The sequence below is a fragment of the Lysinibacillus sp. FJAT-14222 genome (assembly GCF_001278875.1).
GTDB classification, from domain to species: Bacteria; Bacillota; Bacilli; order Bacillales_A; family Planococcaceae; genus Lysinibacillus; species Lysinibacillus agricola.
The window spans coordinates 1-17,416 of record NZ_LIYL01000013.1 but is presented as its reverse complement, the minus strand read 5'-3'; the positions used below and the strand labels follow the sequence as shown (position 1 = coordinate 17,416).

The following is a 17,416-nucleotide window of genomic DNA, read 5'->3' as shown; positions in this document are numbered from 1 at the left end:
CATTTATGTACTATATACTAAATATTTTAAAATGAGAAAGAAGTGAGGAAACTGAATTACGGAAAAACGATGGTTGAATTTTTTTCTAGCGCGGAAGAACTTAAACAACTTCACAAAATAATTAGTGATTACAACTTACCTATTAAAAGTGAAGATACCTTTGAAAAACAAGCGGTGGAGGTTAGCGAATATTTAAATGAACCTACTTTTATCGAAGCTCGGAATAAAAAACGATCTTTAAACATTATCTCGGGTGTTATTGCATTACCAATCGTTGTCTTTATTGTTTATATGATATTAGGAAAGTTAAAAGTAATAGATCGAGGGGATATCTTTAAAAATGTACTTGATTGGTTTTTAGCTTATCCATGGGCGTTTATTCTGTACGCTTTTGTATTTGCTTCTATCGTAATTACACACAAATTAATAGAAAAGAAAATGTATTATAAAATATATCCTAATTTAAAGTCTAAATTATTGGACCAATTAAACTAAAATATTGAAAAGTAGTTTTTAACTAACTTTCTCTCCAAATCAATTGAAAAATACCTTTAAGGAGATAGGAAAGGGTGAGCGCTCTTTCCTATCTCTCATAATTCCAGTGCTTCCTTTTACAAACTCACCATTTAGTGAAATATCTTTTAAGTCTGATTCCCACTTAAACCATTCATTTATATTTGCGTATAATGACCAATTTTTGTCTGGTGTAGTATTAACTCCTAGTTCAAAAGTAAATTTCATAAACTACTTCCTTTTTTTCTATAATAAACATCAACAATAATTTCTTTACTTGAAAAACATTGTTATACAGAATCTTTGTCATATCCAGCCTGAACCATGTTTAATTAAGCAGAGGAAGCTAGCTTAACATAATTTTTCATGGTTGACCTTTAATTAATTTTTTATGCAACGCTAGTAATTTTTTACAAAAAAATGATGTATGCCGTTTCGCAAGGGTGGCTTAAAACGCCAAAGTTTCATTGATTCACAAGCGCATTCAAAAGACAAGATAGCACAAAGATATGTTGACAACCATTTTAAAAAGCTTTAAGGTTATATCAACTAGCAACTTGTTATAACGTTATATTAACTTCTCCAAAAGTGAAAGCGTTGACGTGATGTTATGATTAGTCTTTTGGTAATAAATACTAATAAAAAGTCATTTTAGACTTTATTATTTTACTCCAACTTGTTATAACGTTATATCCTTTTGGCATGAGGTATTTTTAAACAAATATTAGGTTTAAAGCTTAGTTAAGCCAAAAATAATTATACCTCAACTTCTTATAACGTTATATCGATTACTAATGATCGGATAGGTGAATATTATGAAACCCAATATAGACAAAGATTCGAAGGTGCCTTTGCACTTTCAGATTTATGAGGAAATTAAGAAAAAAATAGAAAGTAAACAATTGCTCGCCGGTGACATGCTGTTGTCTGAAACTGAACTACAGAATCTATACGGAGTCAGCAGAATAACCATCAGACGTGCCATTCAAGATTTAGAGAATGAGGGATTTGTAAAAAAGTCGCAAGGAAAAGGAACAATCGTTTGTACCCCGAAACATAAGTATGATCTAAAGCGGCTCACTAGTTTTAGCGAAGATACAACAAAACTTGGCGAAATTTCAAGCTCCATTATCCAGGAGTTCAACATTATAAAGTCTGATTTCAAGGTTGCTCAATCCTTAAATATCTTGGAAGGAGATGAAGTGTATTATTTAGAACGAATCCGGTTATGTGGTGATGCTATCGTAGGTTTGCACAAGGCGTATATCAGAATGTCCAATGAATTTACTCTCGATCCATCAGAGTTCGATGAAAGGACCTCATTATATGACACTTTGAATAAGAAAGGAGTCCAATTTAAATACGCCGACGAAATTTTAGAAGCGAAAACACCGGACAAGAAGCTGAAGGAGATTTTGGATATAAAAGATAACATCCCTATATTTTATAAAGAACGGGTCATGTATGATACATCTGGAATTCCTATCGAATATGTAAAAATGTATTACCGTTCAGATGTTTATCAATATAAAGTAACCCTTGATGTATTTGATGACAAATAATTTATAGCTGTAACTGAGTTAGGAGGAAATCAAATCATGAAAATATATGATATTCATTCACACTTAGGAAAAACAAGTTCAGGTGACGAAAATACACCAACAGATATTGTAGAGGAATTAGGAAGATACGGGATTACCAAAATTGGGATTAGCAGCTTATCAGGAACTTCCACAAGAGCTCAAAACGACACCATCTACAAAGCGATGCAGGAATATCCAGGCATCATTGAAGGCTATGGTTTTATTAATCCTAAAGCATCCGATGCGATTGAGGAAGTTCATAAATGTTTAGACGAATACAAAATGAACGGCATCAAGTTTCACTCATGGAAACACGGATACTATCCAGACAATACACCTAGTTTAAATGATATTTTCTTTGAAATCGCAAAATACGGCGTTCATGTTCAAACACATGTTGGTACAGCTCCAATTAGCACACCTTATGTATGGGCAGAATACGCGAAGAAATTCCCAAATATTGATTTTCTCTTTACCCATACTGGTTATTATGAATTTGGATTATCAACAATCGAAGCAGTTAAAGATTTGAAAAACGTTTGGGTGGAAACATCAGGTCAAATGAATTCCGAGGTGTTAAAAAAATCGATTGAAATTCTTGGACCTGAACGAATGGCATTCGGAGTGGATTGGCCTTACAAACTAGTAAACATTGAAATTGAGAAATTTTTTGAATTAAATATTCCTGAAGATCAATTAGAACATATCTTCCATAAAAATGCAGAGTACTTATGGAGAATGTAAAGACTCGAAATTACGTTACTCAGCAAAACTCATCAAAAAGGAGCGAAAAAAAATGAACATTACTGTTTTTAGAATCGACGAACGATTAATCCACGGACAAATTGTCACTGCGTGGATTGCCTACGCAAATGCAAACAGAATTATTGTCGCAGATGACAAAGCAGCCAATGATGAATTTCAAAAAACATTGCTCCAAATGGCAACGCCAAAAACAATTGAACTGCAAATCCTTGGAATGGACGAAACTATTCGTACCATTAAAGAAGACACAAGTGATACAAAGACCCTGTTATTAGTAAGAGGACCAAAGGAAGCACTGCAAATGATTGAAGGCGGCCTTGATTTAAAAGAAATAAATGTTGGTAACATCAACATGAAAAAAGGCAAAACGAAGATTTTAGGTAACCTTTGGATAGACGATGAGGATATTCGAAATCTAAACAAGATACATGAAGTAGGTGTTGCCCTTGAAGTTCGTACAGTACCAAACGAACGCAGTCAAGATGTAATTAAATTGATCAGCAAATAACTAGTGAATAATCACCTTTTATGAATACAGCTTTAGAAAAAACATTTGGAACCATCTGGGGAGGTTTTAAAATGATTAACATTTTAGTTGTTACGCATGGAAAAATGGCAGAAGGAATCATTCATTCTGCAAAAATGTTTACAAGTGAAGCGGACAATGTTGAGTTTCTATGTTTAATGGAAGATATGGGCCAAGATGAACTTTCCGATTTAATGAACGAAAAAATGAAAGGGCTTTCAAATGAAGAACAATTCTTAATATTTTGCGATATTATAGGAGGCACTCCGTTCAAAATCAGCAGCAAATTTTCTTTTAACAACGACAATGTAAGTGTTTTTTACGGGGTGAATTTACCAATCCTTGTTCATGCGATTTTAACAAGAGATGGAAAATGCCTTAGCAGCCTAACTTCTGAATTAGTAGAAGTAAGCCACGACAGTTTAGGATTAAGTGACATATAAAAGAGCGAAGCGAAAATGATTATGCGACCTTGGTATAAAAGAAATCAATGTTGGCAACATCAATATGAAAAAAAGTAAAACCAAAATATTAGGAAACTTTGGGTCGATGAGGAAGATATTCGTCACTCACATCAGTCAGCTGAAGCACCTCTTGAAGTACGTACAGTTCCATATGAACGCAGTCAAAACGTCATCCAACTAATCAATAAATATAAATTTCAGTCATAGGCAGGGGGACTTACACATGGACATTCTACTACAGGCAGTACTAGTTGCATTATTTGTTACCATTGCATTTATTGACTCTCATACTTTGCAAACACATATTTTTAGACCTATTTTTACAGGGCCAGTCGTTGGATTGATTATGGGGGATGTGACCACGGGATTAGCCGTTGGTGTAACAATTGAGTTAATGTTCCTTGCGGTAATCTTCGTAGGGACAGCAACTCCTCCAGACCCCACGCTCAGTACAGCCATTGCAACAGGAATAGCGATTCTTGGTGGCGGTGGAACCGAACTAGCTGTTGCGACTGCATTACCAGTTTCCTTTATCGGCCAAATTGCTACCACTTTCCAAAACTCGGTGATCAACATCTTCTTCATGCACCGAGCCGAAAGGGCGATAACCAATTTAAATACGCGTGGACTTGTATTAAATAATACGGTCTATCCGATGTTAATGAACTCTGTTTTATATGGAATACCTGCTTTCCTAGCAATCTACTTTGGAGCAGACTTTGTAAAGGGAATCATTGAAGCCATTCCTGAGAAATTGATTACCGGATTAGCAGTTGGCGGAGGATTAATAGGTGCAGTCGGATTTGCGTTACTACTAAGTACAATCCAGGTGAAAAAATTCTGGCCGTTTTTATTCTTAGGGTTCTTATTTGCTTCGTATTTAGAAATAAACATGATCGGAATTGCATTATTGGGTGTCATTTGTGTTGCATTGTATTACTACCTGAAGATAGATGAACAAAACACTAATGCATAAGGAGAGAGTGAATATGGTGCAAGAGAATGAAAAAAAATTAACCAAAAAAGATTTATGGAAAGTATTTTGGAACCAAATGACGATTCGTGCCACAAATAACTATGAACGTCAGCAAAATGCTGGTTTTACCCAAGCCATGATGCCTGTTATTGAAAAAGTATATGATGATCCTGAAGATAAAAAAGAAGCATATGAAAGACATATGGAGTACTTCTTAACACAAGACATGGTTTCGGCTATTCCTGTTGGAATCAGTGCAGCTATGGAAGAAAGATATGCCAATGAAAGAGACTTTGATCCATCTACGATTGGCTCTGTAAAAACAGCCCTAATGGGACCATTGGCAGGATTGGGCGACTCCCTTCTAAATGGAACCGCAAGACCTATTCTAGCGGGACTTGCCATCTCATTAGTCAGTGCTGGGACAGGCTGGGTCGGACCGATCATGTTCGTCATTTGTATGGCCATTCTTTCACTAGGAGTTCGCTATCTGGGCGTTTTTCAAGGTTATAAACAAGGGATTTCATTAGTTGGCAAATTCCAATCATCTGGTTTAATTAGTAGGATTTCAGAACTTGCCGGTATTGCTGCCTATATTATTGTCGGTGGATTCATTCCATTATTAGTGGTTGTAAATGTCCCAATCAAATATACGTCTGGAGAGACAACCATCAGTATTCAAGAAACATTAGATAATTTAATGCCTGGGGTACTTGGATTACTCTACACCGGTCTCATGTATTACCTCATCACAAAGAAAAAAGTATCACCCATTAAATTAATCTTCTTAACTATGATTTTTGGAATCGTCGGAGTATACGCAGGACTTTTAGGATAATAGAAGCGGCACCGTCCCTATCCTCCCAAAATCGCTGGAGGGAAGAAGCTGCCCTTACATGAAAATCAAACAAGAAGGTGAAGAAATTTGATTATCGATATACATGCTCATATCAAAAGGGATGAGACAACTCACGAATATCTCGAACAAGAATTACTAGATGATATGAAAAAAAACTATATTTCCTTAAGGGTTGTCTCTGCGTTAGAAGGAAAGTCAATCCAGGATCAAAATAACTATATTTCGGATCTTGTAACAAGGCACCCCAATCAATTAGTTGGCTGTGCCGTCATAAATCCAAAAGAAGACAGTTCAGTAGATGAAACGAAGAGAGTGCTTCAGCTTTCTGGAATCAAAATGATTGAATTTAATTCAATAGAACATGGCTACTATCCTGATAGCTGTTCTAATATCGACCAAATTCTCGATATTGTCGAAGAAACCCAAACACCAGTGAAAGTTTTCACAGGAATTGGCTCAATGTCAATGCCTCAGCAATGGGCTCTTCATGCAAAAAAGCACCCAAATATCACATTTATTTTCCTTCATATCGGTTGCTTTGACTACGGCTATAGCTGTGTAGATGTTGCCAATGAACACGACAATATCCTAGTTGAAACCTCTAACCAGTATGAAGTGCAAGTTCTTAGAAAAGCATTTTCCGTGTTACCAAAGGAAAAATTACTATTCGGTTCTTATTATCCTACAACGTTGACCAAATGTTCGATTGACCTTTTTGATATGTTTAACTTGGAAGAGGACTATCTGGGAAGTATCTATTATAAAAACGCTGAAGATTTATTAAAGAAATAAAGTCACCATGAATAAAGGATATTTTTTTCTTTAAACCTGCAGGACAAATATCCACTACAAATGGCTATTTGCACATGATTCGTAACAAAGTTTGTGTAAATAGCCTAGTAGACGAGAAGGAGACGGTTTTATATGATTCAGGCAGCAGAAAGTGTTAGAAATCTTTTGACTACAGACGTTCAATCATTATTTGATGATATTGTTGGACAAAAAGTATTGGGCGCAGGCAATCACATTTCCATAATCGGTGACATGATTGAATCGATAGCATTGGACGGAAAACAAAATAAATGTCACGTCAAAGAAATCATAGTAAAAATTCAATCTGTTAGCCAATTTTTTATCAAAACAAGAGGAGAAGCAAGTCAGGCGGTTAGCAATGCTATCTTACTGATGACAAACAACCTGGAAAGTCATTCAGACAAACCAATTGATGAAGCTGTTGAAGAAATCATTAATCAAAAGAATGGTTACCTTGAATATAACAAAGAAGCTACATTAAAAGTTATTGACTACGCCAATTTTGCTGTCAAAGATATGAAAAATATTTTGGTTTATGATTACTCAAGTACTGTTGATAAATTTTTGAAAAGAATAGGCGAAAATGAGCAAACCTATACCATATATATTCCCGAAAGCCGCATTATTGATGGTGGACTTCCTTATGTGAAAGTCTGCCAGGAAGCAGGTCATCAAATTAAGTTTTTCCCGGATGCTGCGCTGATGTATTACCTAAAAGAATGCGATGTCGCGCTAATGGGAGCAGAAACGTTTTTTCCTGATGGGACAGGCTTTAATACAACTGGCTCTGATATCGTAGGTTTAGTTTGTGACTATTATAAAATTCCATTGTATTTTCTAACCCCTTTGATTAAATTGGATATTCGCCCGATTTATGGATATAAGAAAATGTTAGTTGTCCAAGAATTAGAGAAGAAATTAACCAAAGATTGGCCGGATCAAAATCTTGTAGAAAATATAGACTTTAAGGCTCCTGAATTACTTGGGGTAACACCTAAGCATATATCAGGGTTTATTACTGAAGAGGGAATTATCCCGGTAAATCAAATTTTCAATGTCAGCATGAATTACTATAAAAAGTTAGGAGGAGCGATCTAATGGTAGCGTTCAAACCAAATTGTACCGTCTTATCGATGATTCAGCCGCCGCCACTTCCGGGAAGTTATCGACACACTGATCAAACAATTGATGAGATTGTGTACTATTCCTTAAAGGAAACCGTGATGGTGCAGGAAAATGGCTTTGACGGAATCATTATTCAAAATATGAATGATATGCCGGTTAAGCAGCATGCTGAGCCAGAAGCAATTGCCTATATGACTAGAATTGCTTATGAAATTAGAAAAGAGTTTCCTAACTTAACAATGGGTATTTTGATGAACTGGGATGGCGTTGCCGGATTATCTGTCGCCGATGCGGTGGGTGCAGACTTTGTAAGGGTAGAACATCTCTTTACCGGAGCAAATGTAACGAGCGCGGGCATTCTTGAAGCGCAATGCGTTGATATTGCTAGTCTTAGAAAAAGAATCAGAACTAAAGTGCCGGTTTTTGCCGATGTATACGAAGTCCATGGCGTGCCACTAGGCCGTAAACCGATTGAAAATGCCGCTTGGGAGGCCGTTCACGAGGCATTTGCAGATGGACTATTTATCGCAGGAAATAGCCCGGCTGAAAGCATTGAGATGATCGAGAAGGTAAGAACGAAATTGCCTGATACTCCTATCTTCTTAGGCGGCGGAGCAACTGGAGATAACATTTATGAACTACTAAAATACTATGATGGCGTATCGGTGGCTACATGGGTGAAAAAAGGCGATATGAAAAATCCAATTGATTCTGAACGAGCTCGCATTTTTATGGAAGAAGCGAACAAGGCGAAGGAAATTCGAAAAAACAAACAATAATTTTTGGAGTCTGACCCCCACTCCACAATAGCGTTACCGCAGTGGGGTACTAGAGGTGTTGGTGAATATATTCGGCGTTAAAGTTAGCCTTTATTCGTTTGAAGTAAAAGTAATAAGAAAAGGAGCAGGAAAAAATATGATTGAAAAACAATATCAGGTTATTGAAGAAACAGGAATTCATGCTCGCCCCGCATCTATTTTAGTAAAGGTTGCTGGGAAATATGATTCAAGTATTCAGCTTGAATATAACGAAAAGAGAGTAAACTTAAAATCCATCATGGGCGTAATGGCTCTAGGAATCGGCCAAGGTGCAGAAATCAAAATTATTGTTGACGGTACCGATGAAAAAGAAGCATTACAAAGCATAGAAGAAATTTTAAAGAAGGAAGGTCTAGCGTTATAATGAGTTCTTTTACAGATCGAACACCTTTATTAAACGGTATTGCGGCTTCAAGCGGAATTGCAATGGCAAAAGCATATCGTTTAGTAGAACCGGATCTTTCGTTTGAAAAAGAAATGATTGAAGACATCGAAAAGGAAATTCAACGTTTTCAATCTGCCATTGGAAATGCGAAAAAGGAGCTTGAGGAAATACGGGATCGAGCAAAAAAAGAACTAGGCGATGACAAAGCAATTATTTTCGATGCACACTTACTGATTCTAAGTGACCCAGACCTATTAAATCATATCAGGGATAACATTAAGACAACAAAGGTAAATGCTGAATATGCTCTTGATAATACTACAGATATGTTTATCACATTGTTTGAACAAATGGATAACGAGTATATGAAGGAACGTATTGCTGATATTCGTGATGTGAGAAAACGGGTGCTTTCACACCTATTAGGCGTAAAAATTGTAAATCCAAGTATGATTATGGAAGAGGTAATTATTGTTGCCGAAGATTTAACTCCTTCAGATACAGCACAATTAAACCGTACATTTGTAAAAGGGTTTACAACGGATATTGGCGGCAGGACATCCCATTCTGCCATAATGGCTCGTTCAATGGAAATTCCTGCTATTGTAGGCACTAAAACCGCAACTGAGGTGATTAATACCGGAGATTTTGTGATTGTGGATGGTCTAAAAGGGGAAGTACTTATTAATCCTTCTCAAGAAATGGTTATGCAATATAAGAGGAAACTAGCCGATTTTGAAACACGAAAAGAAGAATGGATCAAGCTTATGAATGAAAAGACTGTAACTTCAGATGGTCATCATGTGGAATTAGCTGCAAATATCGGAACACCTAAGGATTTAGATCGTGTTGTTCATAATGGCTCTGAAGCAATCGGTTTATACCGAACAGAATTTCTATACATGGGCAAAGATCAGCTTCCCTCTGAAGAAGAGCAATATCAGGCATACAAAGAAGTTTTAGAAGGAATGAATGGCAAGACGGTCGTAGTTCGGACACTTGATATCGGGGGCGATAAAGAATTGCCATACTTGAACCTCCCAAAAGAAATGAATCCGTTCCTTGGCTTCCGGGCAATTCGACTTTGCCTTGAAGAACAAGGGATGTTTCGAACCCAATTAAGAGCTCTCCTTAGAGCCAGTACAGCTGGTAATTTAAAAATCATGTTCCCGATGATTGCGACACTGGAAGAATTCCGCCAAGCTAAAGCAGTTTTGGAAGAGGAAAAGCAAAAATTAGTTTCTGAAGGGGTTTCAGTCTCTGATTGTATTGAAGTTGGAATTATGGTGGAGATTCCTTCAACAGCAATTCTAGCCGATCAATTCGCGAAAGAAGTCGACTTCTTTAGTATTGGAACGAATGATTTAATTCAATACACAATAGCAGCTGACCGTATGAATGAACGGGTTTCTTACCTGTACCAACCGTGCAATCCTGCCATTTTACGACTTGTCAAAATGGTGATTGACGCAGCGCATAGGGAAGGGAAATGGGCAGGAATGTGCGGAGAAATGGCAGGAGACGAGACCGCGATTCCATTATTACTTGGACTTGGTCTTGATGAGTTTTCTATGAGTGCCACATCTATTTTAAAAGCACGTTCACAAATTCTTCGCCTTTCCAAAAGGGAAATGGAAGGTTTAGTAGAAAAGGCATTACAAATGAGCACAACTTCTGAAGTGATAGAAGCAGTGGCGGAAGCTACTAAAAAATAAATGCTATTAAGGAATGCAAAAGGAAAATGCGAACGTTAAGAATTCCATCTTTGAATTAGCCATAGCAATGAAAACTTCTAACAATATACTTGAGGTTTCGAATGAGGTTGGGACAAAACCTCAATAAATAACAAGCAGCCCAGAAAATTTTACGGACAGTAGAATTTTCTGGGCTTTGTAGTTGGACATATAAATATTTTCAATTTCGTTATCAGTTTGTGCAAGAAAAGCTTATTGAGAATGAAGCGAACGCAAACAAATTCACGTATTTAAAATTCCATTTTGTTTTACATTTACTTTCATTCTTAGATTTTTCGGTTTTTTAATAAATAACCTCATCGTAACTCTTGCTGAGACCTCTGTTTCGTAAATTACTTTGTAGCTCCTTACCAAGACTTTCTATCAACTACGTCATCAGCTTTGAGGGGTACTATTTCAATTACAATTTGTTCGTTCTTTATTTTTGCCATCTGGTAATCTCCTCCTAATATAATGGTAGCAGTTCCACCACTATCCCACCACTTTAAGTCACCTATTTTTGTTAGGAGTCAGTATTCAAATGTTCACCGTGCACATTGAAAAGTTGTTGAATTTCGTTAATGCGCTTTTTGTTATGCAATAAATAATGATGAATACTCTTCGGATTTTGTTGTCTTAAACCTTCATTAAGTGCTTGGAACATGCTAATTGTTGAATAGTGCGGTTCTTGCTTCGTTAAGTTATAAATAATCATCGACATGCGTGTTGTGTTTTGACGCACATTTTTAAACGCTTGTAATAGTACTTCGTTATTATAGCTTTCAAATGTTTTTTCCATATAGTCGTATGTGCAAATTAAATATCGGTAATAATCATTTTGCTCGTGCGCTTTAATTTGTTCTGCAATGATGCCATCAAGTATTTCCAGCAGTTCCACATTATTTTTTTGAATGAGATCATTGAGGACAATTTGTTGTAAATCTGCTAGAAAAAAGCATGTATCCAAAAATGTCTTTTCAGAAAAACCTTTAACGATGATACCTTTTTTATCAATTGACTGAATGTATTTTTTACGAATAAGCCGGATAAGTGCAGTACGAATTGGCGTGCGGCTCATGTTTAAGTCATCGCTTAATCTATTTTCGGATAGTTTTTCTCCGGGCATATAGTCTGCTTTAATGCAGCGTTCTAATAAAATTTCATATGCTTGATCAGCTAAAGATGTCATAGTAGTACCTCTCTTTCTATTCATAGCGTAGTATATTTAGAAAAAGATGTCAGTCACATTTACAACATTATAGTAATTATCTTACATCAAATTCACAAATCATTAACATTCAGCTGTTATATTCATCTTGTATACAAGTTTTATAACTAAATTATTTTTTGGAGGTCAACATGAAAACGTACAAGAAGTCACTTTTATTAAGTTCGATGTTAGTTGGTGCGCTCGCTTTAGCTGGTTGTAGTGGAGAGAAGCAAGATGAGTTCATTATTGCCTACTTACCACAAGAAAACTCAGAACAAAAAGCAAAAGTAGACAAAGCATTTGAGGAAGATTTAGAAAAAATCTTAGGAATGGAAGTATCTTCTTATCAAGCAAATAGTTACAATGCTGCAATCGAAGCAATGAAAAATGACAAAGCAGATTTAGCATTATTCGGTGCATTTTCATATATTGTCGCAAGTGAGCGTGCAGGCGCTGAGGCATTAGCAGGTATTAAAACAGATACATCGCTGCCTATGAGCGTATTCATTACAGCAAGTGATTCAGATATCGAGTCATTAGAAGACTTAAAAGGTAAAACGATTGGATTTGCGGACCCTGTTTCAACGTCAGGTCACTTAATGCCAAAATCATATTTAATTGAAAGCCTTGGTTTAACGCTTGAAGAAGTTGAAAAAGAAGGTAAATTCTTTAAGAGTATTAACTTTGCTGGTGGACATGATAAAGCGGTAATTGGTGTTACGAACAAACAATATGATGTGGCAACTGTATCACCGGGTGTACTTAAAATGATGGAAAAAAACGGTGTCATCAAAAAAGATGATTACAAAATTATTGAAGAAGTCCCAACGATTGAAGTAGGTTCTGGCGGTGCGTATGCAATTCGTGACAATCACTCAGAAGAAACGAAGAATGATGTAAAAGAGTTCTTATTAACATATGATGACCCAACGTATTTAGAGGCATTAACAGGCAGTAAAGATACAAAATTAGTCGAAGTACAAGATAGCGATTTTGATAAGTTTAGAGAAGTTGCGGAATCGTTGAACTTAAGCCCTGAAGAATTATTAGCGCACTAAGGAGATCATGATGAATACAAGTTTAGATACAAAAACAAGCAAGATTAAAAAGTCGCTTAATATATTCTTATTCATCTCAGTCATTCTATTTTCGGTTTGGTATGTTGAATTCGATTTAATGGGATTTTTCTATGCCATTCCGACGTTTGTTCAGTTTATACTGACGGACTTCCTACCACCTGATATGAGTGAGATGAAGACCTTTATTGAGCCTGTCATTGATACGATTCTCTTAGCATTTATTGCGACAGGAATCGCCTGTGTTTTAGGGTTAGTTTTAGCGATTTTAATGGCGCAAAACACAGCGCCTTCAAAAACGGTCGCATTGGTATTAAAAGCAGCTTTAACATTTTGTCGAAATATCCCAGCGCTTGTTTGGGCGGCGATTTTAGTCGTGATTTTTGGGATTGGTAATTTACCGGGATTGCTTGCCTTAGTTGTCTTCGGTACAAGCTTTTTAGCACGTGTGTATTCAGAAGCAATTGAAGAACTTGATGGGCATGCAGAAGAAGCGATTGTGGCAGTTGGGGGGAACTACTTCCATGTATTAAAACATGCGGTGATTCCTCAATTTATGCCGAGCTTTTTAAACTGGTCGCTATTCATGGTCGAGATTGGCATTCGTGCGAGTGCAATTCTAGGGCTAGTAGGCGCTGGAGGACTCGGTACACTGATTAAACAAACAATGGATCTATTCCAATATGACAAAACAGCGATGGCAATTGTCATTATGATTGTGTTAATTATGATTGTCGAAACAACCTCACAAAAATTAAGGGAGCGAATTATTTAATGACAGCGAAACAAGAATCGATTCAGTTGCCAACTCGCAAGAAGAAAAAAATTCCGATTTCCCATGCTAAAACGAAACAGCAGCAACAACTATTTTTTGGTGTGAGTGGGCTTTTGTTCGTCATTAGTTTACTCGTTGTGGATATTGATTGGAAACAGTTTGTAACGGGTGTCGAAAAGCTACCTGCAACACTGTCAAATATGATGCAAATTTCAACGGCGATGTTGCCAGATTATTTACGTGAAATGCTAGCATCACTAGCTGTCGCGTTACTTGCCTTAATCTTCGGTTTAGTACTTTCGATTATGACCGCCTTTCTAGTTGCAAGAAACATTACACCTTCTATGATGTTAAGTCGTATAATTCGCTTCTCCATCATGATCATTCGCGCAGTGCCAACGACGGTTTGGGTATTAATTGCGGTCGCAAGTATTGGCTTCGGTTATACAGCGGGGATTTTAGGGCTTATTTTACCGACGGCTGCGTATTTAATTAGAACGTTTGCGGCACAAATTGAAGAAGTTGGCGATGACACTATTGAAGCGCTTCGTTCGGTTGGTGCATGTTGGATTTTAATTATTTTCAAAGGGTTACTACCAAAGCTAAAAACAATTTTTATCGCCACAATTGCCTTTAAGTTTGAGATGAATGTATCTGAATCAGTTGTATTAGGTATGGTTGGTGCAGGCGGTGTCGGTATGTTAATTCAAGACTCCATTGCATACTACAACTTTGGCGACATGACGCTTGGTATTTTAATCGTTTTTGTGACAATGTTTACGATTGAAACATGCACGGGCTTATTACGAAAAAAACTACGTTAGGAGTATTTAAATGAAACCTTTATTACAAGTTCAACAATTAGAAATGGAATATGCAGATGGAACAAAGGCACTTCGAGGCATTTCATTTGATGTGCATAAAGGTGAATTTATCGCCGTAATCGGCCCTAGTGGTGCGGGGAAATCAACATTACTTCGCTCAATTAATCGCCTTGTCACGCCAACATCAGGTGATATCGTCTACGAAGGTGAATCGCTAATGACAGCGAAAGGTACGGGCTTACGCAAACTTCGCTCAAATATTGGCATGATTTTTCAACATTATAATGTCGTCGACCGCTTAAGTGTACTAGAAAATGTACTACACGGAAATTTAGGGCGCATGAGTATTATGTCAGGGCTTTTCAATCGCTATTCAGAAGCACAAAAAGAAATGGCTATTCATTTATTGAAGAAAGTCGGATTAGAAAATGAAATTCGTAAGCGCGTTGATGAACTAAGTGGTGGTCAACGCCAACGTGTCGGCGTTTGTCGTGCATTAGCACAAAACCCTGCACTTATTTTAGCAGATGAACCAATTGCGTCACTTGACCCAAAATCGTCTGCAATCGTAATGGAGAGCATTTATGAAAATTGTCTTGAACAAGGCATTGCATGTTTAGTCAACTTACACCAAGTTGATGTGGCGAAAAAATATGCGACGCGCATTATTGCTATTCAAAAAGGGCAAATACTATTTGATGGCAAACCAGAAGATTTAACAGATGAGTTAATCGTACGTTTATATGAAGGAAAAGAAGACGAGTTACTAGCAAGCTGAGGAGGAGGAAAAAATGGTGCAACTATTAGAGACGTTTGAAGAAATTTATAATTTTCGTGATATGGGTGGGCGAGTAACGAAAGATGGGCGCCGTGTAAAAAAAGGTTTGCTATTTCGTTGTGGTGAACTAGGACATGCAACAAATGCCGATCTTACTCGTTTAAAAGATATGGACATTCAAGTGATTTTTGATTATCGTGATGATCACGAAGCAAGCAAAGTCGTAACTCCAACAATTGAAGGTGTCATCAACATTCGCGTACCTGCAAATACAAATTTAGACCACAGCTCAACATCGCTGGAAGATATGTTGAAAAATCCAATGTGGACACGAGAAAATGCCCTTGGTCATTTCTATGCGGACATGTTATTTGAAAATGAATCATATAAAGCACTACTAGCGTGTATTCGTGAGCAACAAGTTCCATTAGTACACCACTGTGCAGCAGGGAAAGACCGTACTGGTGTCGGTGCAGCTTTAATCTACTTATTGCTTGGCGTATCAGAAGAAGCAATTATTGAAGAATATCTCTTAACAAATGAGGCGACAGCTATAAAACCACCAATCTGGTTTACTAAAATGAAAGAACAAATGGCTGAATATCAAGTCATTTTTGGGAAAATGGCTGGTGTAGAAGCAGTTTATATGCAGACCGTTTTCGATCGTATTAAAGAAATCTACCCTACGTATGAAGCATATTTCAAAGAGGAGTTCGGCATCGATGAAGTGGAAATTGCTCGACTAAAAGATTACTACCTTGAAGTTATTTAAGTTGTTATGAAATAGTTAAGAGCCAACATGCTGTTGATATCACCAAGTATGTTGGCTTTTTTTTGGTTAAAAGGACATTCAATTTTATTTACCCATTATCAAATTAAAAACAGTCACATAAATGAACATATTAGTAAGGATCCATTTAGTTCAATTGTAACCCCAAGTATTGAAAACCTAGAAAAGTTATTTGAAGGTAACAATCACCATCATCCCCTGCATTATTTTATAGGGAATAAAACGATATACTTGAATCCTAGTTCCCTTGGTTGTAACAATCAACTGCACCTTATGCAATTATAGCATTTTCGAAAGAAGAAATTGGGATTAAACTGGAAAAATCAACTTGTGATAAAACTTCTTTTTTAGAATCGTATCATAAATTACAGGTACCAGAACGTGATTTAATAGTAAAAGTATTTCACGGTAATCAACTATAATTTTTAACTAGAGGGGCGAGATCGAATCAAATCTTCTACTAGAAAACCCTTGTCAAATATTAAAGCCCCGAGTGATGTCTCGCGAATCTGATTATTCCAGTCTTCCTGATACAACGGGCTAAATTCAATGCCGAAGCTAAACAAAACTGAACAAAATGACTGTGAAGATGCTCTTACGCACTAGCAACAATCGAAATCCGAAATAGATCATCATAGCCCATAGCATGTCTCCTGCGTTCTGCGCTACAAATGACGGAAGTAGAAGACTCCATTTTCTAAAAGCTAGGCCTAAAAACATGGTGATCACAGAATTGAGCTTCAGGAAGCCCCCTTCTTCAGAGGCGGGAGGAATGAAGTGCTTTTTCTTTATAGAACATATGTTTATATTGTATATTGTGAATAATCAAAAAAAGAAAGGAGTGACGGATAATGACGAAATGGAAGAAAGATTGTTTTATTATAGAACTCAAGTTAAGATACATGGNNTCCTATTAAAACGTTTTGAAATTGCCCGTACACTCTATAATACAACTTTGTCTTATGCAGTAAAACAATATACGTTCATGCAAGAATCAAAACACTATCGAAAACAATTACATAGCTATCAAAAAGCGAAAAAAACGAATGATTCAAAAGAATTGAAGCAGATCGCAAAAGAGTTAGATAACATTCGTCAATCTTTTGGATTAAGTGAATATCAACTGCATGCGTATATTAAAAAGCATCAACATAACTATAAAAAACATATAGATAGCAATACTTCTCAGAAAATCGCCTCTACTGTCTGGAAAGCGGTTCAAGATGTTCTATTTAAAGGGAGCAAAGCACACTTTAAACGTTACGGAATGTTTCATTCTGTAGAAGGGAAATCTAATAAAGCAGGCATTCGATTTAAAGAGAATAGTGTCTATTGGAATGGATTAATCCTTCCTGTTCGTATTCGCAAACAAGATTTGTTTGTAAAAGAATCCCTTGCCCTTC

The 17,416-nt window shown here is 36.7% G+C and carries 20 protein-coding genes and 1 pseudogene; 18 read left to right on the top strand and 3 right to left on the bottom strand.

Features of this window, described 5'->3' with window-relative positions; translation table 11 throughout:
• Positions 1-42: 42 nt before the first annotated feature.
• Complete coding sequence (locus AN161_RS06140) at positions 43-495, top strand: DUF6097 family protein (RefSeq protein ID WP_053593487.1); 453 nt, start codon at positions 43-45, stop codon at positions 493-495.
• A gap of 39 nt (positions 496-534) precedes the next feature.
• Here AN161_RS06140 and AN161_RS06135 read toward each other — a convergent pair whose 3' ends face one another.
• The gene (locus AN161_RS06135) at positions 535-741 is read right to left on the bottom strand and encodes a hypothetical protein (protein ID WP_053593486.1); all 207 of its coding nucleotides are present in this window, start codon (positions 739-741) and stop codon (positions 535-537) included.
• Positions 742-1,328: 587 nt separating this feature from the next.
• Between AN161_RS06135 and AN161_RS06130 the strand changes: the two genes are divergently transcribed.
• The 11 genes from AN161_RS06130 (at position 1,329) to ptsP (ending at position 10,542) form a co-directional block, all read left to right on the top strand.
• A complete protein-coding gene (locus AN161_RS06130; RefSeq protein WP_053593485.1) occupies positions 1,329-2,075 on the top strand; it encodes a GntR family transcriptional regulator in 747 nt (248 codons plus the stop codon).
• A gap of 36 nt (positions 2,076-2,111) precedes the next feature.
• Positions 2,112-2,840 (top strand): amidohydrolase family protein, encoded by a 729-nt coding sequence (locus AN161_RS06125; RefSeq protein ID WP_053593484.1) that lies wholly within the window; start codon positions 2,112-2,114, stop codon positions 2,838-2,840.
• Positions 2,841-2,892: 52 nt separating this feature from the next.
• Positions 2,893-3,369 (top strand): PTS sugar transporter subunit IIB, encoded by a 477-nt coding sequence (locus AN161_RS06120; RefSeq protein WP_053593483.1) that lies wholly within the window; start codon positions 2,893-2,895, stop codon positions 3,367-3,369.
• A gap of 71 nt (positions 3,370-3,440) precedes the next feature.
• The gene (locus AN161_RS06115; RefSeq protein ID WP_053593482.1) at positions 3,441-3,830 is read left to right on the top strand and encodes a PTS sugar transporter subunit IIA; all 390 of its coding nucleotides are present in this window, start codon (positions 3,441-3,443) and stop codon (positions 3,828-3,830) included.
• A gap of 244 nt (positions 3,831-4,074) precedes the next feature.
• A complete protein-coding gene (locus AN161_RS06110) occupies positions 4,075-4,827 on the top strand; it encodes a PTS sugar transporter subunit IIC (RefSeq protein WP_053593481.1) in 753 nt (250 codons plus the stop codon).
• A gap of 13 nt (positions 4,828-4,840) precedes the next feature.
• The gene (locus AN161_RS06105; RefSeq protein ID WP_053593480.1) at positions 4,841-5,665 is read left to right on the top strand and encodes a PTS system mannose/fructose/sorbose family transporter subunit IID; all 825 of its coding nucleotides are present in this window, start codon (positions 4,841-4,843) and stop codon (positions 5,663-5,665) included.
• Between the two features lie 87 nt (positions 5,666-5,752).
• Complete coding sequence (locus AN161_RS06100; RefSeq protein WP_053593479.1) at positions 5,753-6,478, top strand: amidohydrolase family protein; 726 nt, start codon at positions 5,753-5,755, stop codon at positions 6,476-6,478.
• A 132-nt stretch (positions 6,479-6,610) separates the two neighbouring features.
• Positions 6,611-7,597, top strand: coding sequence for a hypothetical protein (locus AN161_RS06095; protein ID WP_053593478.1), 987 nt, complete (start codon positions 6,611-6,613; stop codon positions 7,595-7,597).
• Positions 7,597-8,403: a BtpA/SgcQ family protein gene (locus tag AN161_RS06090; RefSeq protein WP_053593477.1), complete on the top strand. Its 807-nt coding sequence runs from the start codon at positions 7,597-7,599 to the stop codon at positions 8,401-8,403. The genes AN161_RS06095 and AN161_RS06090 overlap by 1 nt, the downstream gene beginning before the upstream one ends.
• Positions 8,404-8,539: 136 nt before the next feature.
• Complete coding sequence (locus AN161_RS06085; protein WP_053593514.1) at positions 8,540-8,806, top strand: phosphocarrier protein HPr; 267 nt, start codon at positions 8,540-8,542, stop codon at positions 8,804-8,806.
• A complete protein-coding gene (gene ptsP / locus AN161_RS06080; RefSeq protein ID WP_053593476.1) occupies positions 8,806-10,542 on the top strand; it encodes a phosphoenolpyruvate--protein phosphotransferase in 1,737 nt (578 codons plus the stop codon). The genes AN161_RS06085 and ptsP overlap by 1 nt, the downstream gene beginning before the upstream one ends.
• Before the next feature lie 541 nt (positions 10,543-11,083).
• Here the strand turns inward: ptsP and AN161_RS06075 are convergent.
• Positions 11,084-11,749 (bottom strand): GntR family transcriptional regulator, encoded by a 666-nt coding sequence (locus tag AN161_RS06075; protein WP_053593475.1) that lies wholly within the window; start codon positions 11,747-11,749, stop codon positions 11,084-11,086.
• A gap of 170 nt (positions 11,750-11,919) precedes the next feature.
• Here AN161_RS06075 and AN161_RS06070 point away from each other — a divergent pair, with 170 nt between their 5' ends.
• Genes AN161_RS06070 through AN161_RS06050 form a run of 5 tightly spaced genes read left to right on the top strand, consistent with a single transcriptional unit; the run spans position 11,920 to position 15,995 of the window.
• On the top strand, positions 11,920-12,828 hold the full coding sequence (locus AN161_RS06070; RefSeq protein ID WP_053593474.1) for a phosphate/phosphite/phosphonate ABC transporter substrate-binding protein: 909 nt from the start codon (positions 11,920-11,922) through the stop codon (positions 12,826-12,828).
• Positions 12,829-12,835: 7 nt separating this feature from the next.
• Positions 12,836-13,621, top strand: coding sequence for a phosphonate ABC transporter, permease protein PhnE (gene phnE, locus AN161_RS06065; RefSeq protein ID WP_082339847.1), 786 nt, complete (start codon positions 12,836-12,838; stop codon positions 13,619-13,621).
• Positions 13,621-14,445 carry an ABC transporter permease subunit gene (locus AN161_RS06060; protein WP_053593472.1) on the top strand — a complete coding sequence of 275 codons (825 nt, stop codon included), beginning with the start codon at positions 13,621-13,623 and terminating at the stop codon, positions 14,443-14,445. Before phnE ends, AN161_RS06060 begins: the two co-directional genes overlap by 1 nt.
• 10 nt (positions 14,446-14,455) lie before the next feature.
• Positions 14,456-15,223: a phosphonate ABC transporter ATP-binding protein gene (gene phnC, locus AN161_RS06055; protein ID WP_053593471.1), complete on the top strand. Its 768-nt coding sequence runs from the start codon at positions 14,456-14,458 to the stop codon at positions 15,221-15,223.
• 13 nt (positions 15,224-15,236) lie between these two features.
• Positions 15,237-15,995, top strand: a complete 759-nt coding sequence (locus tag AN161_RS06050; RefSeq protein WP_053593470.1) for a tyrosine-protein phosphatase — start codon at positions 15,237-15,239, stop codon at positions 15,993-15,995.
• Positions 15,996-16,438: 443 nt separating this feature from the next.
• Here AN161_RS06050 and AN161_RS30515 read toward each other — a convergent pair whose 3' ends face one another.
• Entirely contained in the window at positions 16,439-16,549 is a 111-nt protein-coding gene (locus AN161_RS30515) for a hypothetical protein (RefSeq protein ID WP_241774511.1), read from the bottom strand.
• Positions 16,550-16,921: 372 nt separating this feature from the next.
• Between AN161_RS30515 and AN161_RS06040 the strand changes: the two are divergent.
• Positions 16,922-17,416 (top strand): annotated as a pseudogene (locus tag AN161_RS06040) (hypothetical protein); the annotation flags it as partial.